Raw genomic sequence first — 24,952 nt, 5'->3', positions numbered from 1 at the left:
GCATTACGCAATAGTTGCTCTATGCGTCGATTTGGCATCGAACCCGTTGTGTCGCACCGGTAGCCCCTTCCCGCGGTGCGTGGTTAGCGTTAACACAGGCCTCTAGTGCGTAGCTCATCGTGGCGGCGATACCCGGCTGAACGCCGACTGCCACATTACTGCTGCTATACAGCCTAATTCAGCTCAGTAGGACGCCCTTGCCGCCGCCCGAACCTTGACACCGGTGAGGTGTTCTGGGTAACAATGTGCGCGTTAACATAGCTGGGAGCAATACATGGCCGACAAGTATGTCGTCGGTGTCGACTTCGGCACGTTGTCCGGTCGCGCCCTGGTCGTGCGGGTGCGCGATGGGGCGGAACTTGGGACAGCGGTCTGTGAGTATCGGCATGGCGTGATCGAGCGGGAATTGCCTGTCACCGGTGTGCCGTTGCCGCCGGACTGGGCGTTGCAGGATCCTGCGGATTACCTGGAGGTGCTGCGTGTGGCGGTGCCCGCCGCGGTGCGGGAGGCGGGGGTCGATCCGGCGGAGATCATCGGGATAGCAACGGATTTCACCGCGTGCACGGTGCTGCCGACCACCGCGGACGGCACCCCGCTGTGCCGGTTGGAGCGCTTCGCGGACCATCCGCACGCCTATCCGAAACTGTGGAAGCACCATGCCGCGCAGGGGCAGGCCGACCGCATCACCGCCGTCGCGCACGAGCGCGGCGAACCGTGGATCGGCCGCTACGGCGGCCGCATCTCGAGCGAGTGGGAATTCGCCAAGGGCCTGCAGATCCTCGAGGAGGACCCCGAGATCTACGCCGCCGCAACCCGTTTCATCGAGGCGGCCGACTGGATCGTCTGGCAGCTGTGCGGTCGCGAGACCCGCAATGTCTGCACCGCCGGGTACAAAGGTCAGTATCAGGATGGTGCCTGGCCCTCGCCCGCCTATCTCACCGCCCTGAATCCGGGCTTCGCCGATTTCGTCGGCAAGCTCGCCCATCCGCTGTCGCCGCTCGGCGGTCGTGCCGGAGGCCTGACCGAGCGGGCGGCGCGATGGACCGGCCTGCGCCCCGGGATCGCGGTCGCCGTCGGCAATGTCGACGCGCACGTGACCGCGCCCGCGGCGCAGGCCGTCGGGGACGGACAGCTGCTGGCGGTCATGGGCACTTCCACCTGCCATGTGATGAACGCCGACCACCTCGCGGAGGTGCCGGGCATGTGCGGTGTGGTGGATGGCGGAATTATCAGCGGCAGTTGGGGTTACGAGGCAGGACAGAGTGCTGTCGGCGATATCTTCGCCTGGTTCGTGGACAATGCCGTGCCCGCCGACTATCGCGATCGGGCCACCGACCTCGGGGTCGATCTGCACACCTACCTCGGTGAGCTGGCCGAACGCCAGCGCGTCGGCGAGCACGGCCTGATCGCGCTGGACTGGTTGGGCGGCAATCGATCCGTGCTGGTGGACCACGATCTCTCCGGCGTACTGATCGGCCTGACACTGGCCACCCGGCCCGAGGACATCTACCGCGCGCTGCTCGAATCCACCGCCTTCGGCACCCGCACGATCATCGAAACCTTCGGGGCGGCAGGCGTTCCCGTGCGCGAGATGACCGTGGCAGGCGGCCTGGTGAAAAACAGCCTGCTCATGCAGATCTACGCCGATGTCACCGGTCTGCCGCTGTCGGTGCTGGATTCCGAGCAGGGCTGCGCGCTCGGTTCGGCCATCCACGCCGCCGTCGCCGCGGGCGCATATCCGGACGTGCGCACGGCATCGGCGGCCATGGGCCGCGTCGACAAGGCCGCGTATCTGCCCGACCCGGCCCGCGCGGTCGCCTACGACGCCCTCTACGCCGAATACCGCGCGCTGCACGACCATTTCGGCCGCGGCGGCACCGAGGTGCTGCACCGGCTGCGTCGCCTACGCAATTCCGCACGCCAGGAGGTAGTGACCCGATGACGACACTCGATCTCGCCGTGGCCGGTCTGCGCGCGCAACTGGTCGACCTGCATCGCGAACTGCTGCGCTGGAACCTGGTGGTGTGGACCGCGGGCAATGTGTCCGCCCGGGTCCCCGACGCGGAACTGCTGGTCATCAAACCCAGCGGCGTCTCCTACGACGACCTCACCCCGGAATCGATGGTGGTCTGCGACTTCGACGGCAACCTGGTCGACGGCGAGCTGTCCCCGTCCAGCGACACCGCCGCGCACGCCTACGTCTACCGCCACATGCCGCACATCGGCGGTGTGGCGCATACGCATTCGTCGTTCGCCAGCGCCTGGGCCGCGCGAGGCGAGCCCATCCCGTGCGTGCTCACCGCCATGGCCGATGAGTTCGGCGGGGAGATCCCCGTGGGCCCGTTCGCCCTCATCGGCGGTGACGCCATCGGCCGCGGCGTGGTGGAAACCCTTGCCGGACAACGATCCCCGGCCGTCCTGATGCGCAACCACGGCGTATTCACCATCGGTGCCGATGCCCGCGCGGCGGTGAAGGCCGCCGTCATGTGCGAGGACGTGGCCCGCACCGCGCATCTGGCCCACGAGATCGGCCAGCCGATCCCCATCCCGCAGGCCGACGTGGACAGCCTGCACGACCGCTACCGCAACGTCTACGGCCAGCGCTGAATTCGCCGGTCCGCCACCGGCTCTGATGAAGGAGTTACCCCTGTGACCGCACCCCAGGCACCGGCCGCCGCGGCCGTGACCCGCAAGCCCCGCATCGGTCTGCTCGGCATCATGCAGGCGCTCTACGACGACATGATCCCGGGCATCACCGAACGCCAGGCCGGGTACGCCGAGGCGATCGCCGACCAGCTCGCCGATATCGCCGACTGGCGGGTCGGCCGCCCGGTAAAGGACCGCGCCGACGCCGAAGCGGTCATGCGGGAATTCGCCAATGCCGATCTCGACGGCGTCATGGTGACCATGCTGACCTACGGCCCCGCCATGCGCGTCGCCCGACTGTTCAATGAGAACCGAATGCCGGTGCTGCTGGCCAATATTCAGCCCGAACCCGCCGTCACTGCGGCCTGGGACATGGCCGACATGACCTACAACCAGGGCATCCACGGCGCACAGGACACCGCCAACGCCATGGTCCGCGCCGACCGTCCCTTCGAGGTCCTCACCGACGACTGGCGCAGCGACCGCTTCCGCAAGAAGGTGGACCGCTGGGCCCGCGCCGCCCGCGCCGTCACGGCCTGGAAGTCGTTGAAAGTGGGCGTCTTCGGCTACGCCATGAACGATATGGGCGACATTCGCGTCGACGAGAACGCCCTGCTGCGGGCACTGGGTCCCGAAATCAGCTACCTCGCCCCCGGCGACCTCTACCGCGGCACCCGCGATGTCCCCGACGACGACGTGAAGGCGCTCATCGACTGGGAGAACACGCATTTCGCGGTCGACGAGGCACTCACCGAGCTCGAACGCGAAGACCACGCCCGCATGCAGATCGCCATCGAGGCCATCCTCACCGACCGCGGCTACGGCGCGTACTCGACCCACTTCGACGCCATCGGCGAGGACGGCCGCTTCCGGCGCCTGCCCCTGGCCGCCGCCTCCAGCCTCATGGCCAAGGGCTTCGGCTACGGCGCGGAGGGCGACGCCCTGGCCGCGGCCATGGTCTACGCCGGACACCAGCTCATCGGCGACGGCCATTTCACCGAGATGTACGCCATGGACTTCCCGTCGGATTCGATCCTGATGAGCCATATGGGCGAGGGCAATTGGCGCATCGCCCGCACCGACGAACCGGTGCGGCTCATCCACCGCGAACTCGGCATCGGCAAACTCGACGCCCCGCCGACCTTCCTGTTCCGCTACCGCCCCGGCCCGGCCACCCTGGCCTGCCTGGTCTCCCTCGGCGACGAACGCTTCCGCCTGGTCGTCGCCGAGGGCGAGGTGCTCGACGCGCCGCCGCTGCCGCAATTGGAAATGCCCTACGGCCAGTTCCGCCCCGACACCGGTGTGCGCGCCTGCATGGACGGTTGGCTCGCCGCGGGCGGCCCACACCACCAGGTGCTCAATCTCGGTCGGCACGCCGCGGATTGGCGCGTGTTCTGCCGCCTGTCCGGCATCGAATTCGTCCAGGTCTGATCAAGGAGCCAGCACATGACCGGAATCAATCGCCGCGACTTCTTCGCCGTCGCGGGCGGATCACTCGCCCTCTTGGCGGCCGCCTGTTCGGTGGACAGCGGGAGTTCGAGCGGCAAGGGCGGCGGGCGAATCGGCATCGCGATGCCCACCAAGTCCTCCGAGCGCTGGGTGGCCGACGGTAACAATATCGTCAACCAGTTCAAGGATCTCGGCTACACCACCGACCTGCAGTACGCCGAGGACGTGATCGAGACCCAGGTCTCGCAGGTCGAGAACATGCTCACCCAGGGCGCGAAGGCGCTGGTGATCGCGGCCATCGACAACAAGTCGCTGACCGGCGTGCTCGCGCAGGCCAAACAGAACAAGGTCGCCGTCATCGCCTACGACCGGCTCATTCGCGACACCGCCAATGTCGACTACTACGCGACCTTCGACAACTTCAAAGTCGGTGTGCTGCAGGCGAGTTACATCACCGACCACCTCGGGCTCAAAGACGGCAAGGGACCGTTCAATATCGAGTTGTTCGCCGGTTCGCCCGACGACAACAACACCTACTTCTTCTTCAACGGCGCGATGTCGGTGCTGAAGCCGCACCTCGACGCGGGCAAGCTGGTGGTGCGCTCCGGCCAGACCAATGTCGACCAGGTCACCACCCTGCGCTGGGACGGCGCGACCGCGCAATCGCGCATGGAGAACCTGCTCTCGGCACACTACGCCGCCGCGAATGTCGACGCGGTGCTCTCGCCGTACGACGGCCTGTCCATCGGAATCCTGTCCGCGCTCAAGGCCGTCGGCTACGGGGGCGCCAAGAAGATGCCAATCGTCACCGGCCAGGACGCCGAGCGGGCATCGGTGAAATCGATCATCGCGGGGGAGCAGACCCAGACCGTCTTCAAGGACACCCGCGAACTGGCCAAGCGCGCCGTGCAGATGACCCACGCCATCCTCACCGGCGGCACCCCGGAAACCAATGACACCTCCTCCTACGACAACGGCGCGAAGAAGGTACCCGCGTATCTGCTGCAACCGGTTTCGGTGGACAAGTCCAACTATCGGGCCGCACTCATCGACACCGGCTACTACACCGACAAGGACCTGCAATAGCGGCCGGGAAGGAGCGGGCGATGTCGGCCAACATTCTCGAAATGCGCTCCATAACAATGGAATTCCCGGGCGTGAAGGCCCTCGACCAGGTCGATTTCTCCGTCGCCCGAGGCGAGATCCACGCCCTGGTCGGGGAGAACGGCGCGGGCAAATCGACCCTGATGAAGGTGCTGTCGGGCGTCTACCCGCACGGCGCCTACAGCGGGCGAATCCTGGTGGACGGCACCGAGATGGCCTTCAAGGACATCCGACACAGCGAGGCCGCGGGCATCGCCATCATCCACCAGGAACTCGCGCTGGTGCCGCAGCTGTCCATCGCCGAGAACATCTTCCTCGGCAATGAACGCGCGCGCGTCGGCATCCTCGACTGGCAGGAGACCAACCGGCAGGCCATGGCGCTCATGGAGCGAGTCGGGCTGATCGAGGACCCCGAAACCCTGGTCGCCACCCTGGGTGTCGGCAAACAGCAGCTGGTCGAGATCGCCAAGGCGCTGGCCAAACAGGTGCGGCTGCTGATCCTCGACGAGCCCACCGCCGCGCTCAACCAGGCCGACAGCGAGGGCCTGCTGGCCCTGCTGCGGGAGCTGCGCGGCCAGCAGATCACCTCGATTCTCATCTCGCACAAGCTGAACGAGGTGCTGGAGGTCGCCGACACCATCACGGTGCTGCGCGACGGGCACACCATCGAGACCCTCGAGGTGGACGGCACCGTCACCGAGGACCGGATCATCAAGGGCATGGTGGGCCGGGATCTGGACCACCGCTTCCCGCCGCGGCCGGACTCAGCGTTCGGAGAGGTGTTCTTCGACATCGAGGACTGGAGTGTCGACCACCCCACCATCGCCGGACGGCAGGTGGTGCGCGGGGCGTCGCTGCGGGTGCGACGCGGTGAGATCGTCGGGCTGGCCGGGCTCATGGGCGCGGGCCGCACCGAGCTGGCCATGAGCGTCTTCGGACACTCCTACGGCCGCAATATTCGCGGCACCGTCCGCAAAGACGGTACGCCGGTGCCGGTTTCGACGGTGCCGCAGGCCATCGACGCCGGGATCGCCTACGTCTCCGAGGACCGCAAACAGCTCGGGCTGATCCTCGACGAGGACATTCGCCGCAACCTCACCCTCGCCAACCTGGCGGCGGTGTCGCGCAACGCGGTGATCGACACCCACGCCGAGGTGGCCGCGGCCGAGGAACTGCGCACCCGGCTCACGGTGAAAGCGCCCACGGTGTTCGCCAAGGTCGGCACGCTCTCCGGCGGCAACCAGCAGAAGGTGGTGCTGGGCAAATGGATCTTCACCCAACCCGACCTGCTCATTCTCGACGAACCCACCCGCGGCATCGATGTGGGCGCGAAATACGAGATCTACCTGATCATTCGAGAACTCGCGGCGGAAGGCAAAGGCGTGCTGGTGATCTCGTCGGAACTGCCGGAACTGCTGGGCCTGTGCGACCGGATCTACGCCATGAGCCAGGGCCGCATCACCGGTGAACTGGCCGCCGCCGACGCCACCCAGGAGGCACTCATGCGATTGATGACCCGCGGCGCGAGCCCGGTGGAGGTGAGTCAGGAATGACCCTGCTCGACAAACTGAAGGACGGCGCGAACGCCGAGGCCATTGTCGCCAAGGCCGCGGCGCAGGACCGGGGCGGTGTGCTGGACAGCGTGCGAAACGCCTTGCGCGGCAATGTCCGTCAATACGGCATGATCGTCGCTTTGGTGGCGATCACGCTGCTGTTCCAGGGCCTCACCACCGCACGGCTCAGCGATGGAGTCAGCCTGCTGACGCCGCTCAATGTCACCAATGTGATCCTGCAGAACGGCTACATCCTGGTTCTGGCCATCGGCATGATGCTGGTCATCATCAACGGGCACATCGACCTGTCCGTCGGTTCGGTGTGCGCCCTGGTCGGCGCGCTCACCGGCATCGCCATCGCGCACTGGCACTGGCCGTGGCCGGTCGTGGTGGTGGCGGGCCTGGCGCTGGGCGCGATCATCGGTGTGTGGCAAGGGTATTGGATCGCCTACGTCAAGATCCCGGCCTTCATCGTGACCCTGGGCGGCATGCTGCTGTTCCGGGGACTGGCGCAGCTGGTGCTGCAGGGACAGTCGATCGGGCCCTTCCCGCAGGGTTTCGTGAACATCGCGGCGGGCTACCTGCCCAACTGGCTGCCGATTCACGCACTGGTCTTCGACGGCTTCCGCCACGGTGTGGTGGTGCGGCTGAAAACCGGTGAGCTGCACGGCCTCACACTGCTGCTGGCGATCGCGGCGATCGCCGCGCTGGTATGGACACAGCTGCGGATGCGGCGGCGACGCCGCTCCTACGGCCTGCCCGCCGGGCCGCGCGCGGTGTTCGTGGCCAAGATGGTGGCGCTGGGCGCGGTGATCGGGGCATCCGGATTCGTGCTGGCGTCCTACAACGGCCTGCCGGTCATCGGACTGATTCTGGTGGTGCTCATCGTCGTCTACTCGTTCGTCATGAACCGCACGGTAATCGGCCGCCGCATCTACGCCGTCGGCGGCAACGAGAAGGCCGCCGCACTGTCGGGGGTCAACACCCGCCGCAACACCTTCTGGGTCTTCGTGAACATGGGCGTGCTCGCGGCATTGGCGGGCATCATCTTCGCCGCCCGCCTCGGCGCGGCCACTCCCAAGGCCGGGCAGAACTTCGAATTGGACGCCATCGCGGCGGCCTTCGTGGGCGGGGCGTCGGCCAGCGGCGGCATCGGCACCGTGGTCGGCGCGATTGTCGGCGCGCTGGTCATGGGCGTGATGAACAACGGCATGTCCATGCTCGGCGTCGGCAGCGACTGGCAGTTGGTGATCAAGGGACTGGTTTTGCTCGCGGCGGTGGCCTTCGACGTCTATAACAAGAAGCGCGCCGCGGCGTGAGACCGCCGGAATTCATCGGCGCATTCCGGCACGCCGGGACCCCGGTCCGAACAGTCCCCGGGTGCCCCCGGGGTTCCGGCAACCCACACGTTCGCCAGACCGGACCGGGTGAGGACCGATTGCCTTGAGCCAGCACGACATTCTGACCTTGGAAACCGCCGACGTCCGGCTGCGGCTCGCGCCACGGCGCGGGGGCCGGATCACCGGCCTGGAGATCGGCGGGCGCGAACTTCTGCGGCAGGGCGACCGTTACGGGTGCTTTCCCATGGCACCGTGGTGCGGTCGCCTCGCCGAGGGTCGCTTGGTCACCGACGCGGGAACCTATGAGCTGCCGCGCAACGCCGCGCCCCACGCCATCCACGGCACAGTGCGCGACGGCGTCTGGGAGGTGACGGAGCAGACGAAGACCACCGCGACCCTGGTGCAGTCGCTCACTGCGCCCTGGCCGTTCCCTGGCCGGGTCACCCAGCGGTTCACGCTCACCGAGGACGGGCTCGAGCTGGGATTCGAGGTGGCGGCCGACGCGGATCCCTTTCCCGCGCAAGCCGGATGGCATCCCTGGTTCAATCGCTCGCTGGAATCGGACGGTGAGCCCGTCCGAATCGACTTCACCCCGAGCTGGCAGGAACTGCGCGGACCCGACTATCTGCCGACCGGCGAGCGCATCGCGCCGCGACCCGGGCCCTGGGACGACTGCTTCGGCATGCCGGACGGGGTGCTGGTCGCGCTGACCTGGCCGGGCCAGCTGCGGCTGACCGTGCGCAGCCCGGAACAGTGGGTGGTCGTCTACGACATGGAGCCCGAAGCGGTCTGCGTCGAGCCACAATCGGGGCCGCCCAATGGGTTGAACACCATGCCCCGGATGGTCTCGCCGCAATCCCCGCTCACGGTCGAGGCCAGCTGGAGCTGGGAGCGTTTCTGAGAGCGGTGCGCCGAGAACGACTGTGGCGCACCGATCTTCGGGCGGCTGTGGGGTGTCGGATCAGCGCGAGCGCGGCGCGGCGGTGCTGTCGCGGACGACGAGGGTGGGCACCACCTGCGGGGAGTCCGCGGGCGTCGCGTCGGATTCGATGAGCCCCAACAGCATTCGCATACTCCGGCGGCCGACCTCGTCGAAATCCTGTCGCACCGTGGTCAGGGGAGGAGACAGGTAGGCGGCCTCGGGAATGTCGTCGAAGCCGACCACGGAGATGTCCTCCGGCACCCGCAGCCCGCGTTCGGCGAAGGCGCGCAACAAACCCAGCGCCATCTGGTCATTGGCCGCGAAGACCGCGGTCACGCCGGGTTGCGCGGCCAGCACCGGCCCCGCCTCGTACCCGGACCGCGCGCTCCAGTCTCCGGCGATGATCGGCGGCACCGTCGCGCCCGCGGCCTGCAGGGTCTGCCGCCAGCCGTCCACGCGATCGCGGGACTCGAGCCAGCCATTGGGACCCGAGATGTGCCAGACGGTTTCGTGACCCAGGTCCAGCAGATGCTGCACGGCCAGCCGCGCACCCTCGACCTGGTCCACCGACGCCGACGGCAGCCCGGCGTCCGGCCCGGCCTCCACCGCGACCGCGGGCAGCATGGCGGGCAGACTGTGCAGCGCCGCCGCGGCGACCATGAGCGGGGCGATGATGATGACGCCGTCCACTCCCTGATCGGCCAAAGTGCCTACGGCGTCGAGGACTTCGGCGCGGTCGGCGCGCTGCAGGGTCACGATGCTGACGCCGTAATGGGCCGCCCTCGCCGCCCGCTCGATGCCAAGCAGCATGGACGCCGGACCGTAGAGGACGGTGTCGAAGGTGACCACCCCCAACACCTTCGAGCGACGACTCACCAAACCGCGGGCCATGGCATTGGGCCGATAGCCGAGTTCCTCGACCGCGCGCAGCACGCGCTCCCGGGTCTCGGGCCGCACGCGCGGACTGTCGTTGAGCACCCGGGAGACGGTCTGATGGGAGACCCCGGCCCGCTTGGCCACATCGATCATGACGGCGGGTCGCGCGGGCTGCGCGGCAGCGCCGTCGGCGAGCTTCTCGTTGTCCCTCACATCCGCACCTTTCGGCTGTCTCGGCCGGTCCGCTTCAGGGTACGGGGTTCGATTCGACCCTTGACGGCGTCCATGTGAGCGTTAACACTATCAGGACCTCCCCCCTCATCAACTGTTCGTCGCAAGGGAGACACCTCGTGTACAAGAGGCTTGTCATCGTCGCCAGCGCTCTTATTCTCACCGCCGCCGCGGTGTCCGGCTGCGGAAGCGGATCCGGTGGTGGCGGCACCACCCTCGGCTTCTCCCAGGTCGGAGCCGAGAGCGGGTGGCGCACCGCCAACACCCAATCCATCCAGGACTCCGCCAAGGAGGCCGGAATCACCCTGAAATTCGCTGACGCGCAACAGAAGCAGGAAAACCAGATCAAGGCTATCCGGTCGTTCATCCAGCAGCACGTGGATGTCATCGCGTTCTCCCCGGTAGTCGAATCCGGGTGGGACACCGTGCTGAAGGAGGCCAAGGACGCCAAGATCCCGGTCATTCTCACCGATCGCGCCGTCGACTCCAAGGACCCCACGCTGTACGCGACCTTCCTCGGCTCGGACTTCGTCGAGGAGGGAAAGAAGGCCGCGCAGTGGGTGATCGACGCCTACAAGGGCTCGAATGAGACCGTTAACATCGCCGAGCTGCAGGGCACCACGGGTTCGGCCCCGGCCATCGACCGCAAGAAGGGTTTCTCGGATCTCATCGCGGCCGATCCCAAGTTCAAGATCGTGGCCTCGCAGACCGGCGATTTCACCCGCGCCAAGGGCAAGGAGGTCATGCAGGCGTTCCTGGCCTCGCATCAGAAGATCGATCTGCTCTTCGCCCACAATGACGATATGGCGCTGGGCGCGATCCAGGCCATCGAGGAGGCGGGGCTCAAGCCGGGTAAGGACATCAAGATCGTGTCCATCGACGGTGTGCACGACGCGCTGCAGGCCCTGGTCGACGGCAAGGAAAACTATGTCGTGGAATGCAATCCGTTGCTCGGACCCCAGCTGATGGACCTGGTCAAGAAGGTGAAGGCGGGGCAGCCGGTGGACCATCGCATCGTCACCACCGAAACCACCTTCGGCCCCGACCAGGCCGCCGCGGCCCTGCCGAGTCGCAAGTACTGATTACTCGAAGATACTGAGGCGCAAGCGATGTCGGACCCCAAGACCGCACCGCTGCTGTCGATGACCGGCATCGGCAAGCGATTCGGCGCGGTGACCGCGCTGACGGCGGTGGACCTGCGATTGTTCCCCGGGGAGATCCACGCCCTGGTCGGGGAGAACGGCGCGGGCAAATCCACGCTCATCAAGGTGCTCACCGGGATTCACCCCGCCGATGCCGGAACCATCCGCTTCGACGGGCAGCCGGTGCGCTTCACCGGGCCGCAGCAGGCCCAGCGCGCCGGGGTGAGCACCGTCTACCAGGAGGTCAACCTGTGCCCGAATCTCTCGGTGGCGGAGAACATCTACATCGGGAGGGAACCGCGCCGGGCCGGGCTGGTGCGGTTCCGGGCCATGCGGCGCGCGGCCGCAGCCCTTGTCGCGCGCATGGGGCTGGACGTGGACGTGTCCGCGCCGCTCGGCTCGTATTCGCTTGCGGTGCAACAGCTCATCGCCATCGTGCGGGCCGTCGACCTGGACGCGCGGGTGCTGGTGCTCGACGAACCCACCTCCTCCCTGGACGCCGATGAGGCCGGGCAGCTGTTCGCGCTCATGCGCCGCCTGGCCACCGACGGCGTCGCCATCCTGTTCGTCACTCACTTCCTGGATCAGATCTTCGCCCTGTGCGATCGGGCGACCGTGCTGCGCAATGGCACCCTGGTGGGGGAGTACGCGGTCGCCGATCTGACCCACAAGACCCTCGTCGCGCGCATGCTCGGCAGCGCGGCCGAGACCCTCGAGGAAATCGAGCAGGAGAGCGCGCAGCATGACGGGCCGCAGGCGCGCGCGGCCGAATCCGAGCCGCTGCTCACCGCGACCGGGGTGAGCGGGCGGCGAAACTCGGTCGCGCCCTTCGACTTGACGGTGCGCGCGGGCGAAGTGGTCGGCCTGGCCGGGCTGCTCGGGTCCGGGCGCACGGAGGCCGTCCGGCTGCTGTTCGGGGCCGATCGCGCGGCCACGGGCAGTGTGGCGGTGACCGGCGCGAGCGGCCCGGTGCGGTCACCGCGTACCGCGGTCGCGCACGGGCTCGCGTTCTGCCCGGAGGATCGCAAGACACAGGGGCTGATCCTCGAACTGTCGGTGGCGGAGAACATCCTGCTCGCCGCGCAGGCCGCCCGGGGCTGGGCGCGGCCCATCCCGGCCCGCACCAGGGCCGAATGGGTGTCGAAATACATTGCCGCCCTGCGCATCACGCCCGCCGATCCGAACCTGCCGGTCAAGTCGCTCTCGGGTGGGAATCAGCAGAAGGTGCTGTTGGCGCGCTGGCTGGTGACCCGGCCGCGGCTGCTGATCCTCGACGAACCCACCCGCGGCATCGATATCGGGGCCAAGACTGAGATTCAGCGCCTGGTGCTGTCGCTGTCCGAGGAAGGAATGGCCGTGCTGTTCATCTCCGCCGAGCTCGAGGAGGTGCTACGCCTGTCCCACAAGGTCGAAGTGCTGCGCGACCGCCGACTCGTCGCCGAACTGGCCAATGACGAGACGTTGACCGTGGACCGGCTCATGGAAACCATTGCGAGCGGGGCGATCTCATGAGAACGCGGCTTTCGGAGCTGATTCGCCATCGGCTGGTGTGGCCGGTGGCCGCGCTGGTGATGCTGCTGGCCGTGGATGTCGTGCACACCCCGGGATTTCTGGCCGTGCGCATGCAGGACGGTCACCTCTACGGGGGACCGATCGACATCCTGCGCTACGGCGCGCCGCTGGTGCTGATCTCGGTGGGAATGACCCTGGTCATCGCGACCCGGGGGATCGATCTGTCGGTGGGCGCGGTGGTGGCCATCGCCGGGGCGCTGGCCTGCCTGCGCATTCAGAAGCTGACCGATCCGAGCGCGATCGGCGGCGTCCTCGCGGCCGTCGCCATCGCGCTCGCGGTCGCGTTGGTGCTGGGCCTGTGGAACGGAATCCTGGTGGCGGGCTTCCGCATTCAACCGATCGTCGCGACGCTCATCCTCATGGTGGCCGGTCGCGGCCTGGCCCAGCTGATCACCCAGGGGCAGATCATCACCGTCAACAGCGGTCCCTATCACGTGATCGGCGGCGGCTTCCTGCTCGCGCTGCCGGTGCCCGTGCTGATCGCGGCGGTGGTTACCGTGTTGGTGGCATTGCTGTTGCGCCGCACCGCCCTCGGACTGCTGCTGGAGTCGGTCGGCGGCAATGCCGAGGCCTCGCGGCTGGTGGGCATCCGCGCGGGCGGGCTGATCGCCGGGGTTTACGTCGTGTGCGCCTGCTGCGCGGCGGTGGCCGGTCTCATGATCAGCTCCAATGTCTCCGCGGCCGACAGCAACAACGCCGGTCTGTGGATCGAACTCGACGCCATTCTCGCCGTGGTGCTCGGCGGTACCGCGCTGACCGGCGGACGCTTCCACCTCGGCGGAACAGTATTGGGCGCGTTGGTGATTCAAACGCTGACCACCACCATCTACACCATCGGGGTGCCGCCGGAGACCACCCTGTTGTTCAAGGCTCTGGTCGTGATCGCCGTCTGTCTGATCCAATCACCGGCGTTCCGGGCCAAGGTGATGCGTGCCCGACCAAACCGGCGGCATCCGACCCCCGACCTGCCCGCGACCGACCGCGTGGACGCCGCGCCCAGCCGACAGGAGGCGGTGCACCGATGAGCGCACCGACGATCACCGCGCCCGCCCGTGCGAGCTCGACACTGAAATCCGTTGTCCTGCAAGGCGAGCGCTACACCCCCGTGCTGGTCACCGCGGCCTTGTTCGTGATCATGTACGGCATCGGCGTGGCGCGCTATCCGGCGTTCGGCTACCCGCAGGTCTTCGTGAACCTGTTCATCGACAATGCGTTTCTGCTGGTGCTGGCGGTCGGCATGACCTTCGTGATCCTCACCGGCGGCATCGACCTGTCCGTGGGCGCGGTCCTGTCGGTGAGCACCGTGATCTCGGCCTGGCTCGTGACCACGCACCACTGGCCCGCCCCGGTCGTCATGGCACTGATCCTGGTGGGCGGCACCGTCTTCGGCGCGGGCATGGGCGCGGTCATCCACTACTTCGAGATCCAGCCGTTCATCGTCACCCTGGCGGGCATGTTCCTCGCCCGCGGACTGTCGTATGTGATCAGCACGGACTCGATCACCATCACCGACCCCACCTACACCCGCCTGGCCCAGCAGCGCATCCATCTGGGCTCGAGCGTGTTCGTCTCGGTGAGCATGCTGGTCGCCCTGGTCGTGGTGGCGGCCGCCTTCGTGGTGCTGCACTACACCCGGCTCGGCCGTGCCGTCTACGCGCTCGGCGGCAATGAGCAATCCGCGCTCATGATGGGACTTCCCGTGGCGCGCACCAAGATTGCCGCCTACGCCATCAGCGGCGGCTGCTCGGCGCTGGGCGGCATCCTGTTCACCTTCTACACGCTCTCGGGCTGGAGCCTGCACGCCGTCGGCATGGAACTCGACGCCATCGCCGCGGTGGTCATTGGCGGCACCCTGCTTTCCGGCGGCAGCGGATTCGTGCTCGGTTCCGTGCTCGGCGTGCTCACCCTGGGCGTCATTCAGACCATCATCAGTTTTCAGGGCACCCTGAGCTCCTGGTGGACCAGGATTGTCATCGGTGCACTGCTGCTGGTGTTCATCCTGCTTCAGCGGGTTCTCGGCGGCCGCGCGCGAGGTCGGGGCTGAGCGCGACGGCCGCCGGGACGCGCCTCAGCTGATGGCGAATTGATCGAGGGTCCGGAGCAAGTGCGCACTGTCGTGGTCGATCGGCGCGCCGAACTCCGCCTCCCGCCCGGGCGACAGACAGTCGTACTGGTCCTCGGCGGTGAGTTCTTCCATCGTGGTCGCGGTGACGGTGGCGAGGGCTGGAACGATGAGGCGGGACTTGTCCTCGGACGGGTATGGCTCACCGAATCCGATCAGGCGGAATTCGGCGCCCAGGTAGTGGGAGAACATCTCCACCGCAAGGTCTTCCAGCATCTCCGCCGAACCGGCGTGCATTCCCGGCAGTGTCCAGGTGTGCCCGGCGATCAGATGGGACGTGCTCGGGCGGCGGACGAGCAGCACCCGGCCATCGTCCTCGGACTGGACGATACCCATGACGCTCACCGTTCCGATCATGGATTCGTGGGCGTGGGAAACGATTTGACGCTGGAAATCCGTGGTGTAGGTTCGCACGGTTTGCATGAAGTACCTTTCTTGTCGCACTGCGTACAGGGGCCTAAAAGGACCTCGCCGTCTCACATCGCGCCGACCGCGCTACCGGTCAGGACCGCCGATTCGCGCACGCCCGAACTCGTCGACAGTGGGGCCTCGTGAATCGTTTTCGCCGCCCGCAGACCCGATTCCAACGCGCCCTGAATCCAGGCGTGATACAGGGAGCAGTGCTCGCCCGCGAACAGGAGTCGGCCTTCGGGCTCCAGAATGTGTTTCTGCATGCGGCTGGCCTGACCGGGCTCGAACTGAGCGAAGGCACCGCCCGCGTAGGGGTCGTTGAACCAGGCGTGGCAGGCCCCGAACTCGAAGACATCCATGATTTCCGGATGGATCTTGGCGACGTCTTCCAAGGCCTGATAGATGCATTCGTCCTCGGGCAGCGAACCCCAGCGGAGCGCGTCCTGACCCCAGGTGTAGCTGGCGAGCAGCACGCCGCGCTCCTCGTCCGGTGCGTACGACCCGGGTGAGGGGTAGACGATGCGCCGAATGGGAAGGTCGGTGGCGGTTGTGCCGCCGAGAATGTTGTAGGGCGGTTCTTCCCAGAAGCGCCTGCGTACCTGGAAGAGGATTTTCGTCGAGGCGTTGTATCGCAGTTCTCGTATCGCCTGACGTTTCGCCTTCGAGAGCGCGGGTTCGATTTCGATATTGCTCAATACCGGGAACGGCAGCGTGCAGATCGCGTAGTCGCCGGTCACCGAGTAGCGGCCGCCGCGGTTCTTGTACTCGACGGTGACGGACGATTCGTCCTGCTGTATCGCCTGCACGTCCGCGCCGAATCGAACGCGGTGGCTGATGTGTCGATAGAATCCCTCGGTCAGCCGGTCGGTGCCGCCCTCGATGTATTGCATATCCTCGAAACAGCGTCCCACGATCTCGAAGAACTGCTCGACCACGGCCGTATTCATATTCTGTTCGCGGAAGCTCATGATCGCGTACATTTCGATGGCGCCGTCCGACCAGCCCTTGTGCTTGAGGAACTGACGCAGTGAATAGTCGTCGTACTCGGCCATGATTCGGTCCCAACCGGCGGGGCCCTCCTGGTCGTAGATCGACTTGATGTCGCGGGTGGCTTCGTTCCACAGTTGCGTCCAGGTCTTGCCGCGCTCGTGGTCCGCCAGCTTGAACAGCTCGTCCACATGGCTCTCGGCCTGTTCGAAAGTCATGCTTCTCCCGCAGAGATTGACCATCGCCCTGGGGTTGTCCACGATGAACGGCCGCAGGTTCAGACCGAACAACGCGCAATAGGCCAAAGTCAGTGTGTGCACCCGCGGTATGCGCATCGCGCCCGCCTCGGCGAACAGGCCGGGGGCGAACTGGCGCATCGTGTAGATGCGGCCGCCAATGCGATGCTGTGCCTCGAGAACGATCGGCTCGTGGCCTTGGCGCTCCAATTCGAACGCGGCGACCAGCCCGGCGACTCCGCCGCCCAACACGATCACCCGCTTGCGGCCATGATCATTGTGCTCGAACCCTTTTCGGGCAATGGTGAGCAGGTCCTCGCTCACCGGAGGTGTTGCACTGGGCTTCGGAGCATTCGGCAGCTCGGGGAATCCGCCCGTGCTGCCGGTTGCCGAGGAATTGATTCTTCCGATCACCGTCATCCCTCTCCAAATCTTTTGGCGTCGTAGAGATGGTTTGCGACCGTGACGAACCTTACATCTATATTTAGGGTCCGAAACATTTCTTATGATCTTCATGGAAATCCTATGAGCGCTACGGCGAGGTAGACGCCGGAGCGGCTTTCCGGTTTAGTTTTCGAGCCCTGCCCTCCGGTTAATCGCGCAATTGTGGAAACCATCGGCGGGTTGCCGCGTATCGGAGTCCGCGCACCGGTACGTTCTGTTCACAACACAACGATTGAGCGCCTTCTATCCGAGGAGATTTCCCGATGTCGTGGGCGTCGTTCGCCATGCTCGCTCCGGCCATCATGGTGGTGGGAGGTGTGTTCGCGCTGCGGCGGTCGGTACGCAATGGCGCGCACGATGAGCACAATGAGGTCGCGGGAATGGTTTTCCAGACCGTCGGCGCGCTGTACGCGGTGCTGCTGGCCTTTGTCGTGGTCAGCGAATGGACTTCGTTGCAGGACGCCAGGAACAACACCTTCACCGAGGCCAACCAGCTGGGCGCGCTCTACTGGAATGCCCGGGCGCTGCCCGCCGAGGCGGGACGCGATCTCGAGGCGACGACCCAGCGGTACGCACGAGTGGTGATCGATCAGGAATGGCCGCTGCTGGGCCACGGCGGCTACAGCGCGGAGGCGACCGACCTGGTGTATCGGATGCGCGAGGAGATCAATGCGCTGCCCGCCGACGATCCGCACGCGCAGGCGATCTTCGACCATTCGCTCTCGACGGTGAACGATCTGGCCTCCGCGCGGCGCGAGCGGCTCAGCCAGAGCGGACACAATGTGCCCCCGGCGCTGTGGCTGGCACTGGCCGTGGGCGCGGCGGTGACGGTCGCGTTCACTTTTGTGTTCGGCCTGAACAATTTTCGAGCGCATCTGTTGCTCGGGAGCGCGCTGGCCGTCCTCGTCATCCTGGTGCTCGCATTGATCCAGATGCTCGATCAACCGTTTGCCGGTGCCATCGCGGTCGACCCCGAGGCCTTCGAGATCTTCCTGCGTGGACTTCCGCCCCAGCGCTGAGATGAAGTCGCTGACCACGATTCACGCCCAGCCTTCGATTGTTTTGCGCCGAACCGACTTTGGCTGTGCGTCATCTCCGTAGAGTGAAACTCTTGGTGCCATGGCGGAATCGAGGGATGACTATGCGATTCGAAACGCAAGTGGATATCGACGCCGAACCGGACGTTGTGTGGCGAGTGCTCACCGATGTGGAGACATGGCCGAAATGGACCACCTCCATGACCTCCGTACAGCGTCTGCAGGACGGGCAATTCGGGGTGGGAAGCAGTGCGCGGGTGGTGCAACCGCGGTTGAAGGCCGCGGTGTACACCGTCACCGCGTGTGAGCCCGGGGTGTCCTTCGACTGGGAGACGCGGCTCGCCGGGCTTACGGTGCGCGCGACGCACCGCCTGCAGGAGGTGAACCCGGGCCGGACTCGCTTGATTCTCGGTGTGACACAGTCGGGTCCGCTGGACCGACTCGTCTGGGCCCTGTTCGGTCAGCGCACCCGCCGCTACGTCACGATGGAGGCCGAGGGTCTGAAGCGGGCCGCCGAATCCCAATCCACCTGAGCCCGGTCAGGCCTCACACAAGGGGATCGAGGCCCGCGTGAGCGCAGCCTGGTGCAGTGGATCGAGATGGCGGGTGCCGACGGTGGCCAGGACGCTGCCGATCAACCGGGCGGTGCAGTCCGGGGCCGCCAATTCGGTATGGTCGCGGGCCAATTCGTCGATGATCTCGACATTGACGCGATCGATGATGGGGCGCACGGACGTCAGGTCCGGGGCGGTCGACGGCGCGGGACTCAGCCCGGTGTTCCACAGCGTCACGAGCCCGCGTTGCACGATCTTGTTCGCGTCGATCTGGGCTTCGAAGGCCTGCCGAACCTGAGTCGCGGGCAGATCCTGTTGCGCGCCCAGCCGAATCATGTCGGCATAGATCGCGGCCTCTCGCGTCGGATCGTCGATTGTTGGCTGCGTCCCATCCCGCTCGGCCTGCGTCCATTTCGCCGCGGCGACACTGTCGGCGGTATCCAATCGCTCGGCCAGCAGGCTGACCAACCGATCCAGGGATCCGGCAGGCTGCGTCGGAGCTTCCGCACCGGCGGCTCCGAACTGCCCGCTCAGCAGTGCAATCGTGGATGCGGCCGCGACCGCCAGACCTCGCATCCGGTCATTCTTGCGCGGTTCGCTGAAAGATCACTGAGAATCCTCCGGGGCCGCAATGGAATCCGACACTGTCGACGCCGGGACGCAGGCCGCCGCGCCTGCGTCCCTCATCACACATCCGGCATCTATACGCCTCCGTATATCTGGAGCTACGCTGCGGGTTATACGGTTGCGTATAGATCTGGGAGGTTGCGATGAAGCGGTCGGGTGGGAATCGAATGATCAAGTGGGGCGGGGGAATTCTCGCGTTCATCGGTGCCGGGCATCTCACCGTCGGGCTGTTGGCCAGCTCGAGCTACGTCGGCGACTGGTTTTCGCTGCGGCTCTGGGGCCACTGGTGGGAGGACACCACAATGGCAATGTCGTTCTGGGCCAACCCCGCCGGATTTGGCCTGCCACTGGCCCTGATTGGCGTGCTGGTGGTGTGGTTGGACCGGAACGGCATTGTCCCACCGGCCTTTCTGGCCTGGACGGTGCTGGCCTGGGCTGTCCTGTGCGCCCTGCTCGTCGAGCCGACTCCGGCCCCGGTGGTCGTGATCGCCGCCGCCGTCCTGCTGCGCGGTATCTACAGCGCTACGGGCGCAAAGATCGAGGTCCCGGAGGCTGTGAGCTGACTGTCACAAGCAGTGGTCGGTGTGCCAGTCCATGACGTCGCCCCAGGCCTGCCAGACCGGGTCGGTGCGGAGGGTCGCCTCGCTGGGCGCGCCGCCGAGGACGGCGGTGATCGCGTTCGCCTCGAGGACCGCGTCGCCTTGGATCTCGGCCGGGGCGGCCGCGGCAAAGGCTTGCGCGCGGGCCGAGGCCGCGACGTGGTCGCCCTGGAAGTCGCCACGGTCGAGGGCGGTGAACAGCTCGGTCACGTACTCGGCTTCGCCGCACTGGTCGAAGTCGACCGCGACGGGGGCGGCCGCGGCGGTGCCCAGGCTCGCGAAACCCAGTGCCGAGACTGCGGCCAGAGCACTCACGAGTGCCACGATCTTCGCCATCAAGAACTCCTTCATCGATTTGCCTGTCGGTTCCGCGACACTGTGTCGGCCGGACATTTCAGTCGCCTTACAACCGCTGATCAGCGCAGCTCACCGCGCTGGCGCGGGTTCACATCGCGCAGGTGCGCAGCGATGAATTTCCCTTCCGTACCCCGTCTTTCGTAGTAGGCGGCGCACGAAGCGCCCGATCAGCGGAAGGAAACGTCATGTCGATTCGGAAGCCCTTACAGCAAGCCCGGCACCTGCACCGGAAGATGGTGCAGGCGCATCGCGAGCAGTTCAGTGAACGGGCTGTGGTGCATCATCGACGCGTGGTGCAGGACGCGTGGCGCGGGGCTCGCTGAGCTTGGCCGGGCGCAGTGTCGCGGCGAGAACCAGGGCCCCGGCCAGGGCGAAACCCATTGTCCAGAGGGAGCCGACGTGCATCGCGTGGATGAACGCGTGGTCGGCGGCATGGGCCAGATCGGGCCGGGCGATGGTGGCGGCGACGTGGCGGGCCTGTTCGGCCGAGACCTGAGCGGGCTCTCGGGCGGCGTCGGGAAGGGTGTCGACAGAGGCGCGAATCCCATTGCGGTACGTGATCGCCATGATGGTGCCGCCAATCGCGATGCCCAGGACGCTGCCGGTTTGGCGGACGGTATTGGTGACCGCGGATCCCGCGCCCGCCCGCTCCAGGGGCAGCGTGCTCATCAAGGCGCTGGTGACCGAGCCGATCACCATGCCGATCGAGAAGCCTTGCAGCCCAGAGAGAACGACATTCCAGACGATGGGTGTGTCCAGACCGAAGAACACAATGCTGCCCATGCACAGCGCGCCGACGGTGAGGGCGGTCGCGGTGACCGGGCGCAGACCCCAGCGGCGCACTAGACGGACCCCGAGCGGCCCGCCGACAATGACGCCGAGCGCGGCGGGGGAGTTGATCAAACCGGCGGCCAGCGGTGAGAAGCCGCGTGCGCCTTGGAGATAGAACGCCGAGTAGAAGCCGCTGGCGGTCATGGCCAGGAACAGCAGACCCAAGGCCGCGTTGCCGCCGCCGAACACCCGCTCGGCCAGCAGCCGCGGATCGAAACTTGGCTGGGCGGAACGCAATTCGACGACCACGAACGCGGCCAGCAGGGCGACTCCGCCCGCGATGGGAGCCCACACCTGCACCGGCGTCCACGCCGCGACCTGCCCCGCGCGAATGAGACCATAGGCGAGCGCCGCCAATCCGCTCACCGACAGCGCCAACCCGATCAAATCCAGCGGCCGCGGTGTCGGGCTGCGGAAGTTCGGCACGAAGGACGCGATCCCGAGCAAGGCGATCACGACGACCGGCACATTCACGAGAAACACCGAGCCCCACCAGAAATGGTCGAGCAGCACCCCGGCCAACAGCGGCCCGGCGGCCAGCCCGACACCCGCCGACGTCGAGAACAGCCCGATCGCGGTCGCCCGGGCCGGACCGGTGAACGTCCACGTCACCGTGGCCATGGTCGCGGGCATGATGAGCGCGCTGCCCACACCCATGACCGCCCGCGCGGCAATGAGCTGCGCCGGGTCGGCGGCGTAGGAAGCCCAAACCGAGGCGACGGCGAAGACCGCCAATCCCGTCGCGAGCACACTGCGATGCCCGAACCGGTCGCCGAGCGCCCCGGCGGTGAACATGAGCGCGGCGAACACGAGCGTGTAAGACCCCGAAGCCCATTGCAGCTGAGCGGGATTCGCCCCCAACCCGCGCACCGGATTGGCGAGGGTCTCGAGCGCGGTGGCCAGGATCGTATTGTCGATCCAGATCAGCAGGGAGGACAGCAGAAGGACGGCCAGAATCAGCCGCTGCCGAGACTTCGGCAGCGTCACAGACGCGGTCATGGAAACCTTCGATAAGATTGGTAGGAACCTGACGATCGCCAGTGTGGCCGATTGTCAGGAACCTGTCAATGTATGGAAAGGTGATGCCCGTGAGCCAAGACGATTGCGGCAGTGGCGGTTCGCTGACCTTCATGGTCCGCAAGGTCTGGCTGAGCATGCGCGCCTCGATCGGCGAGGTGCTCGCCGACTTCGGCCTCACCTCTTCGCAATACGCCACGCTGATGATGACCCAGCGCCAGCCGGGCATGTCGGTCTCCGACATCGCCCGCGAGGTCGGCAGCACCCGCCAGGCCGCCAACGAAATGCTCGCGAGCCTCGAGAAAGACGGGCTCATCGAACGCCACCCGCACCCCACCGACCGCCGCACCCACCAGATCGCGATCACCGAGAAGGGCCGCGCCGTCTACCGAAAGGCGCATGCCGCCGTCGGCCGCCGTGAAGCCGAACTGGAGGCCGGATTCACCCCCGAGCAACGCGCCCTCATCCGAGAATGGTTGGGCGGCATGGCCGAAGCATGCCGCTGACCTGAACCGTTCGGCGGAATCGACCGGCCGCCTTACCGTTCCGCGTGGACCTCCGGTCCAGGCTCGGCAATATTCGGCCCACTGTTATAGCGGCAGGGCATGGCTCGCCGCCGACGCGCGGTAAAAGAGGCGTTGATCACGGTGTGGGACAGCGTGATTGGAATCCCGCATCGCGACGCGGGATCACCGTCACCGAGCGTCAGCGCAGGGCGAGGGCGAGGAAGAAGTCGACTCGGTCTTCCAGGCGGGACAGGTCGCGTTGGGTGAGTTCCTCGATGCGTTGGATGCGGTAGCGGAGGGTGTTCACGTGCAGGTGAAGCAGATCCGCGCATTTGGTCCAGGAGCCGGAGACCTCGAGGAAGGTTTCCAGGGTGTGGACCAGGTCGGCGCGGTTGTCCTGGTCGTAGACGCGCAGGGGGTCGAGCAGGCGGACGCGGAACATGCGGCGGACCTCGTCGGGGACGCTGGCCAGCAGCAGCATGTGCGTGGCCAGTTCGTCGTGGCGGACCACGCTGGTGGGCTGCTGACGCTCGGCGGCCATGCGGCGGGCGTAGCGGGCCTCCTCGACCGCGCCGCGCAGGCCCTCGCCGTCGACCGCGCCACTGATACCCACGGACAGACGGCTCTGCTGTAGCCCGGGTTCGAGCGCTTCGATGGCGCGATGCACATGGTCGTCGAGGGCCTTCTCGTCGCCGAGCGCGACGAGCAGGATCACCTCGCCATCGACCACGCCGATGGCCGGGCTCTTGCCCGACAGGATTTCGCGCAGCACCGCGCGCAGCTCACCGGGCCGCACGGCACCGGAGTCGGCGGTGGCCGCCACCGCGATATAGCGCTCGGACAAGCCCAGTCCCGTGAGTTCCAGGCGGGAGACGATGTCGGCGGGCTTGGCGTCGGACATGATCAGCTCGATCAGTTCCTGCGCCAGCCGCCCCTCGGCGCTCTGCCGATCGTCCTGACGAGCCTTCTCGAGCGACACCACCGCGGCCAACTCGCCGATCAGCGCGCGTCGATCCTCCGGCCAGTCCTTGTAGTCGCTCTCGAACACGAGGAACCAGTCGGCAATGCGCGAGGTCCCGTCCGCGTCCACCGCGAACAGTGAGTAGCGGATCTGGCTGTGCGAAAGCACATGCGGCAGCCGCTTCGCGCCCAGGAAGGCCGAGCGCACCTGCTCGGGCAGATCCCGGGTCGGCCCGGCCACGACTCGACCCAGCGAGGACACCACCCAACAGCGGGTGCCGAGCGTGCGATGCACCAGGTCCAGGACCGAATCCAGGCCGCCGCCCGAGACCAGCTGCCGATGCCGATCGAGGATCGCGCTCAGGTCCGCGGCCCGCCCGGAGGACAGTCGCCGGTTGATGGTTTCGGTGACCGTGGCGAAGGCGATCTGCTCCTCGACCCGGAACAACGGGATTCGGTGTTTCTTACAAGCCTCGATCAAATCCTCGGGCGCGTCGCCGAAGAGCGCGTCGCCCGCGGCGAGGGCCGCGACCTTCGCCCGAGCAATGTTGCTGACGAATTGCTCACTGTCCTCCGGCTGTAGTCGCCATTGCAGGCCGGTCAGGACAAACTCGCCGCCGGAGAGGTATCGGCTGGGATCCAGCATGTCGGTAGTTACTACCCAGCGTACGAAACGGTCCAGCTCGTCCTCTCCGGTGACGAGCCGTAGGCCCAGGTCGTTCATGGTCAGCAGGGAACGTAACCGCATTTGTCCGAGGCTAACAGTCGGTGACACTCCGGTTACCGAACTTGGATGTAACTACAAACGTGCCCCTGTGTTCCAGGCCACAGATTCGGATGTCTCGTCCTTTCGGGCATCGTGGTCGGACGGGTTAGGTAGTGGAAACACGCCAATGACGGTTTGGAGGTCGGATGTCGAGTCGCCTGGAATGGCTCGGTGCGCTGTCCCTGGAAGACGCCGAGGCGCAGCTGCTGACCTGCAATGCGTCCCGGACCTGGGCGCGCAAGATGGTCGCGAATCGGCCCTACGCCGACGAGTCGAGTCTCATCGCCGCCGCGGTGACCGGGGTGACCGAACTGGCGTGGTCCGACATCGAGGAGGCGCTCTCGGCGCATCCGCGCATTGGCGAGCGCACCGCCGCCAAGCACCAGTCCGAGCAGGAAGCCAAGTGGTCCGCCGACGAGCAGTCCGGCGCGACCGATGCCGACGCACAGGTGAAGGCTGATTTGGCCGCCGGAAACGTGGCATACGAAGAGCGGTTCGGGCATGTCTTCCTGATCCGCGCCGCGGGCCGCACCGCCGCCGAAATGCTGGCCGAGCTCCAGATTCGTCTGGGCAACTCGGTCGCCGACGAGCAGCTGGTCGTGCGTCGCGAACTGGCCGACATCACGGGCTTGCGCGTTCGCAAACTGCTGGCGGATTGTTAGA

The 24,952-nt window shown here is 66.7% G+C and carries 23 protein-coding genes; 16 read left to right on the top strand and 7 right to left on the bottom strand.

The annotated features are described in order from the left end of the window. Window positions 1–274: 274 nt before the first annotated feature. From araB to VMT40_RS25395, 7 genes are all read left to right on the top strand, one after another. Entirely contained in the window at window positions 275–1,942 is a 1,668-nt protein-coding gene (gene araB, locus VMT40_RS25425; RefSeq protein WP_326361296.1) for a ribulokinase, read from the top strand. Continuing rightward, complete coding sequence (locus VMT40_RS25420; protein ID WP_326361295.1) at window positions 1,939–2,607, top strand: L-ribulose-5-phosphate 4-epimerase; 669 nt, start codon at window positions 1,939–1,941, stop codon at window positions 2,605–2,607. The genes araB and VMT40_RS25420 overlap by 4 nt, the downstream gene beginning before the upstream one ends. Window positions 2,608–2,649: 42 nt before the next feature. Further along, complete coding sequence (locus VMT40_RS25415; protein ID WP_326361294.1) at window positions 2,650–4,077, top strand: L-fucose/L-arabinose isomerase family protein; 1,428 nt, start codon at window positions 2,650–2,652, stop codon at window positions 4,075–4,077. A gap of 15 nt (window positions 4,078–4,092) precedes the next feature. Continuing rightward, window positions 4,093–5,181, top strand: a complete 1,089-nt coding sequence (gene chvE / locus VMT40_RS25410) for a multiple monosaccharide ABC transporter substrate-binding protein (RefSeq protein WP_326361293.1) — start codon at window positions 4,093–4,095, stop codon at window positions 5,179–5,181. A 20-nt stretch (window positions 5,182–5,201) separates the two neighbouring features. Continuing rightward, complete coding sequence (mmsA, locus tag VMT40_RS25405) at window positions 5,202–6,752, top strand: multiple monosaccharide ABC transporter ATP-binding protein (RefSeq protein WP_326361291.1); 1,551 nt, start codon at window positions 5,202–5,204, stop codon at window positions 6,750–6,752. Then, window positions 6,749–8,071: a multiple monosaccharide ABC transporter permease gene (gene mmsB / locus VMT40_RS25400; protein WP_326361290.1), complete on the top strand. Its 1,323-nt coding sequence runs from the start codon at window positions 6,749–6,751 to the stop codon at window positions 8,069–8,071. Before mmsA ends, mmsB begins: the two co-directional genes overlap by 4 nt. Window positions 8,072–8,195: 124 nt before the next feature. Continuing rightward, window positions 8,196–8,993: an aldose epimerase family protein gene (locus VMT40_RS25395; protein ID WP_326361288.1), complete on the top strand. Its 798-nt coding sequence runs from the start codon at window positions 8,196–8,198 to the stop codon at window positions 8,991–8,993. A 60-nt stretch (window positions 8,994–9,053) separates the two neighbouring features. Here VMT40_RS25395 and VMT40_RS25390 read toward each other — a convergent pair whose 3' ends face one another. Next, a complete protein-coding gene (locus tag VMT40_RS25390) occupies window positions 9,054–10,103 on the bottom strand; it encodes a LacI family DNA-binding transcriptional regulator (RefSeq protein ID WP_326361286.1) in 1,050 nt (349 codons plus the stop codon). Between the two features lie 137 nt (window positions 10,104–10,240). Between VMT40_RS25390 and VMT40_RS25385 the strand changes: the two genes are divergently transcribed. Genes VMT40_RS25385 through yjfF form a run of 4 tightly spaced genes read left to right on the top strand, consistent with a single transcriptional unit; the run spans window position 10,241 to window position 14,879 of the window. Continuing rightward, window positions 10,241–11,203: an ABC transporter substrate-binding protein gene (locus VMT40_RS25385; RefSeq protein ID WP_326361285.1), complete on the top strand. Its 963-nt coding sequence runs from the start codon at window positions 10,241–10,243 to the stop codon at window positions 11,201–11,203. A 27-nt stretch (window positions 11,204–11,230) separates the two neighbouring features. Next, on the top strand, window positions 11,231–12,775 hold the full coding sequence (locus VMT40_RS25380; RefSeq protein WP_326361283.1) for a sugar ABC transporter ATP-binding protein: 1,545 nt from the start codon (window positions 11,231–11,233) through the stop codon (window positions 12,773–12,775). Beyond that, entirely contained in the window at window positions 12,772–13,860 is a 1,089-nt protein-coding gene (locus tag VMT40_RS25375; protein WP_326361282.1) for an ABC transporter permease, read from the top strand. Before VMT40_RS25380 ends, VMT40_RS25375 begins: the two co-directional genes overlap by 4 nt. Next, window positions 13,857–14,879 carry a galactofuranose ABC transporter, permease protein YjfF gene (gene yjfF / locus VMT40_RS25370; RefSeq protein WP_326361281.1) on the top strand — a complete coding sequence of 341 codons (1,023 nt, stop codon included), beginning with the start codon at window positions 13,857–13,859 and terminating at the stop codon, window positions 14,877–14,879. Before VMT40_RS25375 ends, yjfF begins: the two co-directional genes overlap by 4 nt. A gap of 24 nt (window positions 14,880–14,903) precedes the next feature. On the opposite strand, the gene VMT40_RS25365 is transcribed toward yjfF, so the two are convergent. Both VMT40_RS25365 and VMT40_RS25360 read right to left on the bottom strand, forming a co-directional pair. Next, window positions 14,904–15,380, bottom strand: a complete 477-nt coding sequence (locus VMT40_RS25365; RefSeq protein ID WP_326361279.1) for a hypothetical protein — start codon at window positions 15,378–15,380, stop codon at window positions 14,904–14,906. Window positions 15,381–15,433: 53 nt separating this feature from the next. Then, window positions 15,434–17,107, bottom strand: a complete 1,674-nt coding sequence (locus VMT40_RS25360) for a flavin monoamine oxidase family protein (protein WP_326361278.1) — start codon at window positions 17,105–17,107, stop codon at window positions 15,434–15,436. Between the two features lie 191 nt (window positions 17,108–17,298). Here VMT40_RS25360 and VMT40_RS25355 point away from each other — a divergent pair, with 191 nt between their 5' ends. Together VMT40_RS25355 and VMT40_RS25350 are read left to right on the top strand one after the other, a co-directional pair. Beyond that, the gene (locus VMT40_RS25355) at window positions 17,299–18,054 is read left to right on the top strand and encodes a bestrophin-like domain (protein ID WP_326361277.1); all 756 of its coding nucleotides are present in this window, start codon (window positions 17,299–17,301) and stop codon (window positions 18,052–18,054) included. Between the two features lie 122 nt (window positions 18,055–18,176). Next, window positions 18,177–18,605: an SRPBCC family protein gene (locus VMT40_RS25350; protein WP_326361276.1), complete on the top strand. Its 429-nt coding sequence runs from the start codon at window positions 18,177–18,179 to the stop codon at window positions 18,603–18,605. A 6-nt stretch (window positions 18,606–18,611) separates the two neighbouring features. Here VMT40_RS25350 and aroQ read toward each other — a convergent pair whose 3' ends face one another. Then, window positions 18,612–19,202, bottom strand: a complete 591-nt coding sequence (gene aroQ / locus VMT40_RS25345) for a gamma subclass chorismate mutase AroQ (protein ID WP_326361274.1) — start codon at window positions 19,200–19,202, stop codon at window positions 18,612–18,614. A gap of 194 nt (window positions 19,203–19,396) precedes the next feature. Here aroQ and VMT40_RS25340 point away from each other — a divergent pair, with 194 nt between their 5' ends. After that, window positions 19,397–19,816 (top strand): DUF6463 family protein, encoded by a 420-nt coding sequence (locus VMT40_RS25340; RefSeq protein WP_326361272.1) that lies wholly within the window; start codon window positions 19,397–19,399, stop codon window positions 19,814–19,816. Between the two features lie 3 nt (window positions 19,817–19,819). Here VMT40_RS25340 and VMT40_RS25335 read toward each other — a convergent pair whose 3' ends face one another. Next, window positions 19,820–20,188 (bottom strand): hypothetical protein, encoded by a 369-nt coding sequence (locus VMT40_RS25335; protein WP_326361271.1) that lies wholly within the window; start codon window positions 20,186–20,188, stop codon window positions 19,820–19,822. 279 nt (window positions 20,189–20,467) lie between these two features. Beyond that, on the bottom strand, window positions 20,468–22,039 hold the full coding sequence (locus VMT40_RS25330) for an MFS transporter (protein WP_326361270.1): 1,572 nt from the start codon (window positions 22,037–22,039) through the stop codon (window positions 20,468–20,470). A gap of 89 nt (window positions 22,040–22,128) precedes the next feature. Here VMT40_RS25330 and VMT40_RS25325 point away from each other — a divergent pair, with 89 nt between their 5' ends. Further along, window positions 22,129–22,563 (top strand): MarR family winged helix-turn-helix transcriptional regulator, encoded by a 435-nt coding sequence (locus VMT40_RS25325; protein ID WP_326361269.1) that lies wholly within the window; start codon window positions 22,129–22,131, stop codon window positions 22,561–22,563. 199 nt (window positions 22,564–22,762) lie between these two features. Here the strand turns inward: VMT40_RS25325 and VMT40_RS25320 are convergent, their stop codons facing one another. Further along, a complete protein-coding gene (locus VMT40_RS25320; RefSeq protein WP_326361268.1) occupies window positions 22,763–24,271 on the bottom strand; it encodes a PucR family transcriptional regulator in 1,509 nt (502 codons plus the stop codon). A gap of 164 nt (window positions 24,272–24,435) precedes the next feature. Between VMT40_RS25320 and uraD the strand changes: the two genes are divergently transcribed. Then, on the top strand, window positions 24,436–24,951 hold the full coding sequence (uraD, locus tag VMT40_RS25315; protein ID WP_326361266.1) for a 2-oxo-4-hydroxy-4-carboxy-5-ureidoimidazoline decarboxylase: 516 nt from the start codon (window positions 24,436–24,438) through the stop codon (window positions 24,949–24,951). Window position 24,952 lies beyond the last annotated feature (1 nt).

The organism is Nocardia sp. CDC160 (assembly GCF_035818795.1).
Taxonomy (GTDB): Bacteria; Actinomycetota; Actinomycetes; order Mycobacteriales; family Mycobacteriaceae; genus Nocardia.
The sequence above is the reverse complement of the archived record's forward strand: the minus strand, read 5'-3'. Positions and strand labels throughout refer to the sequence as shown.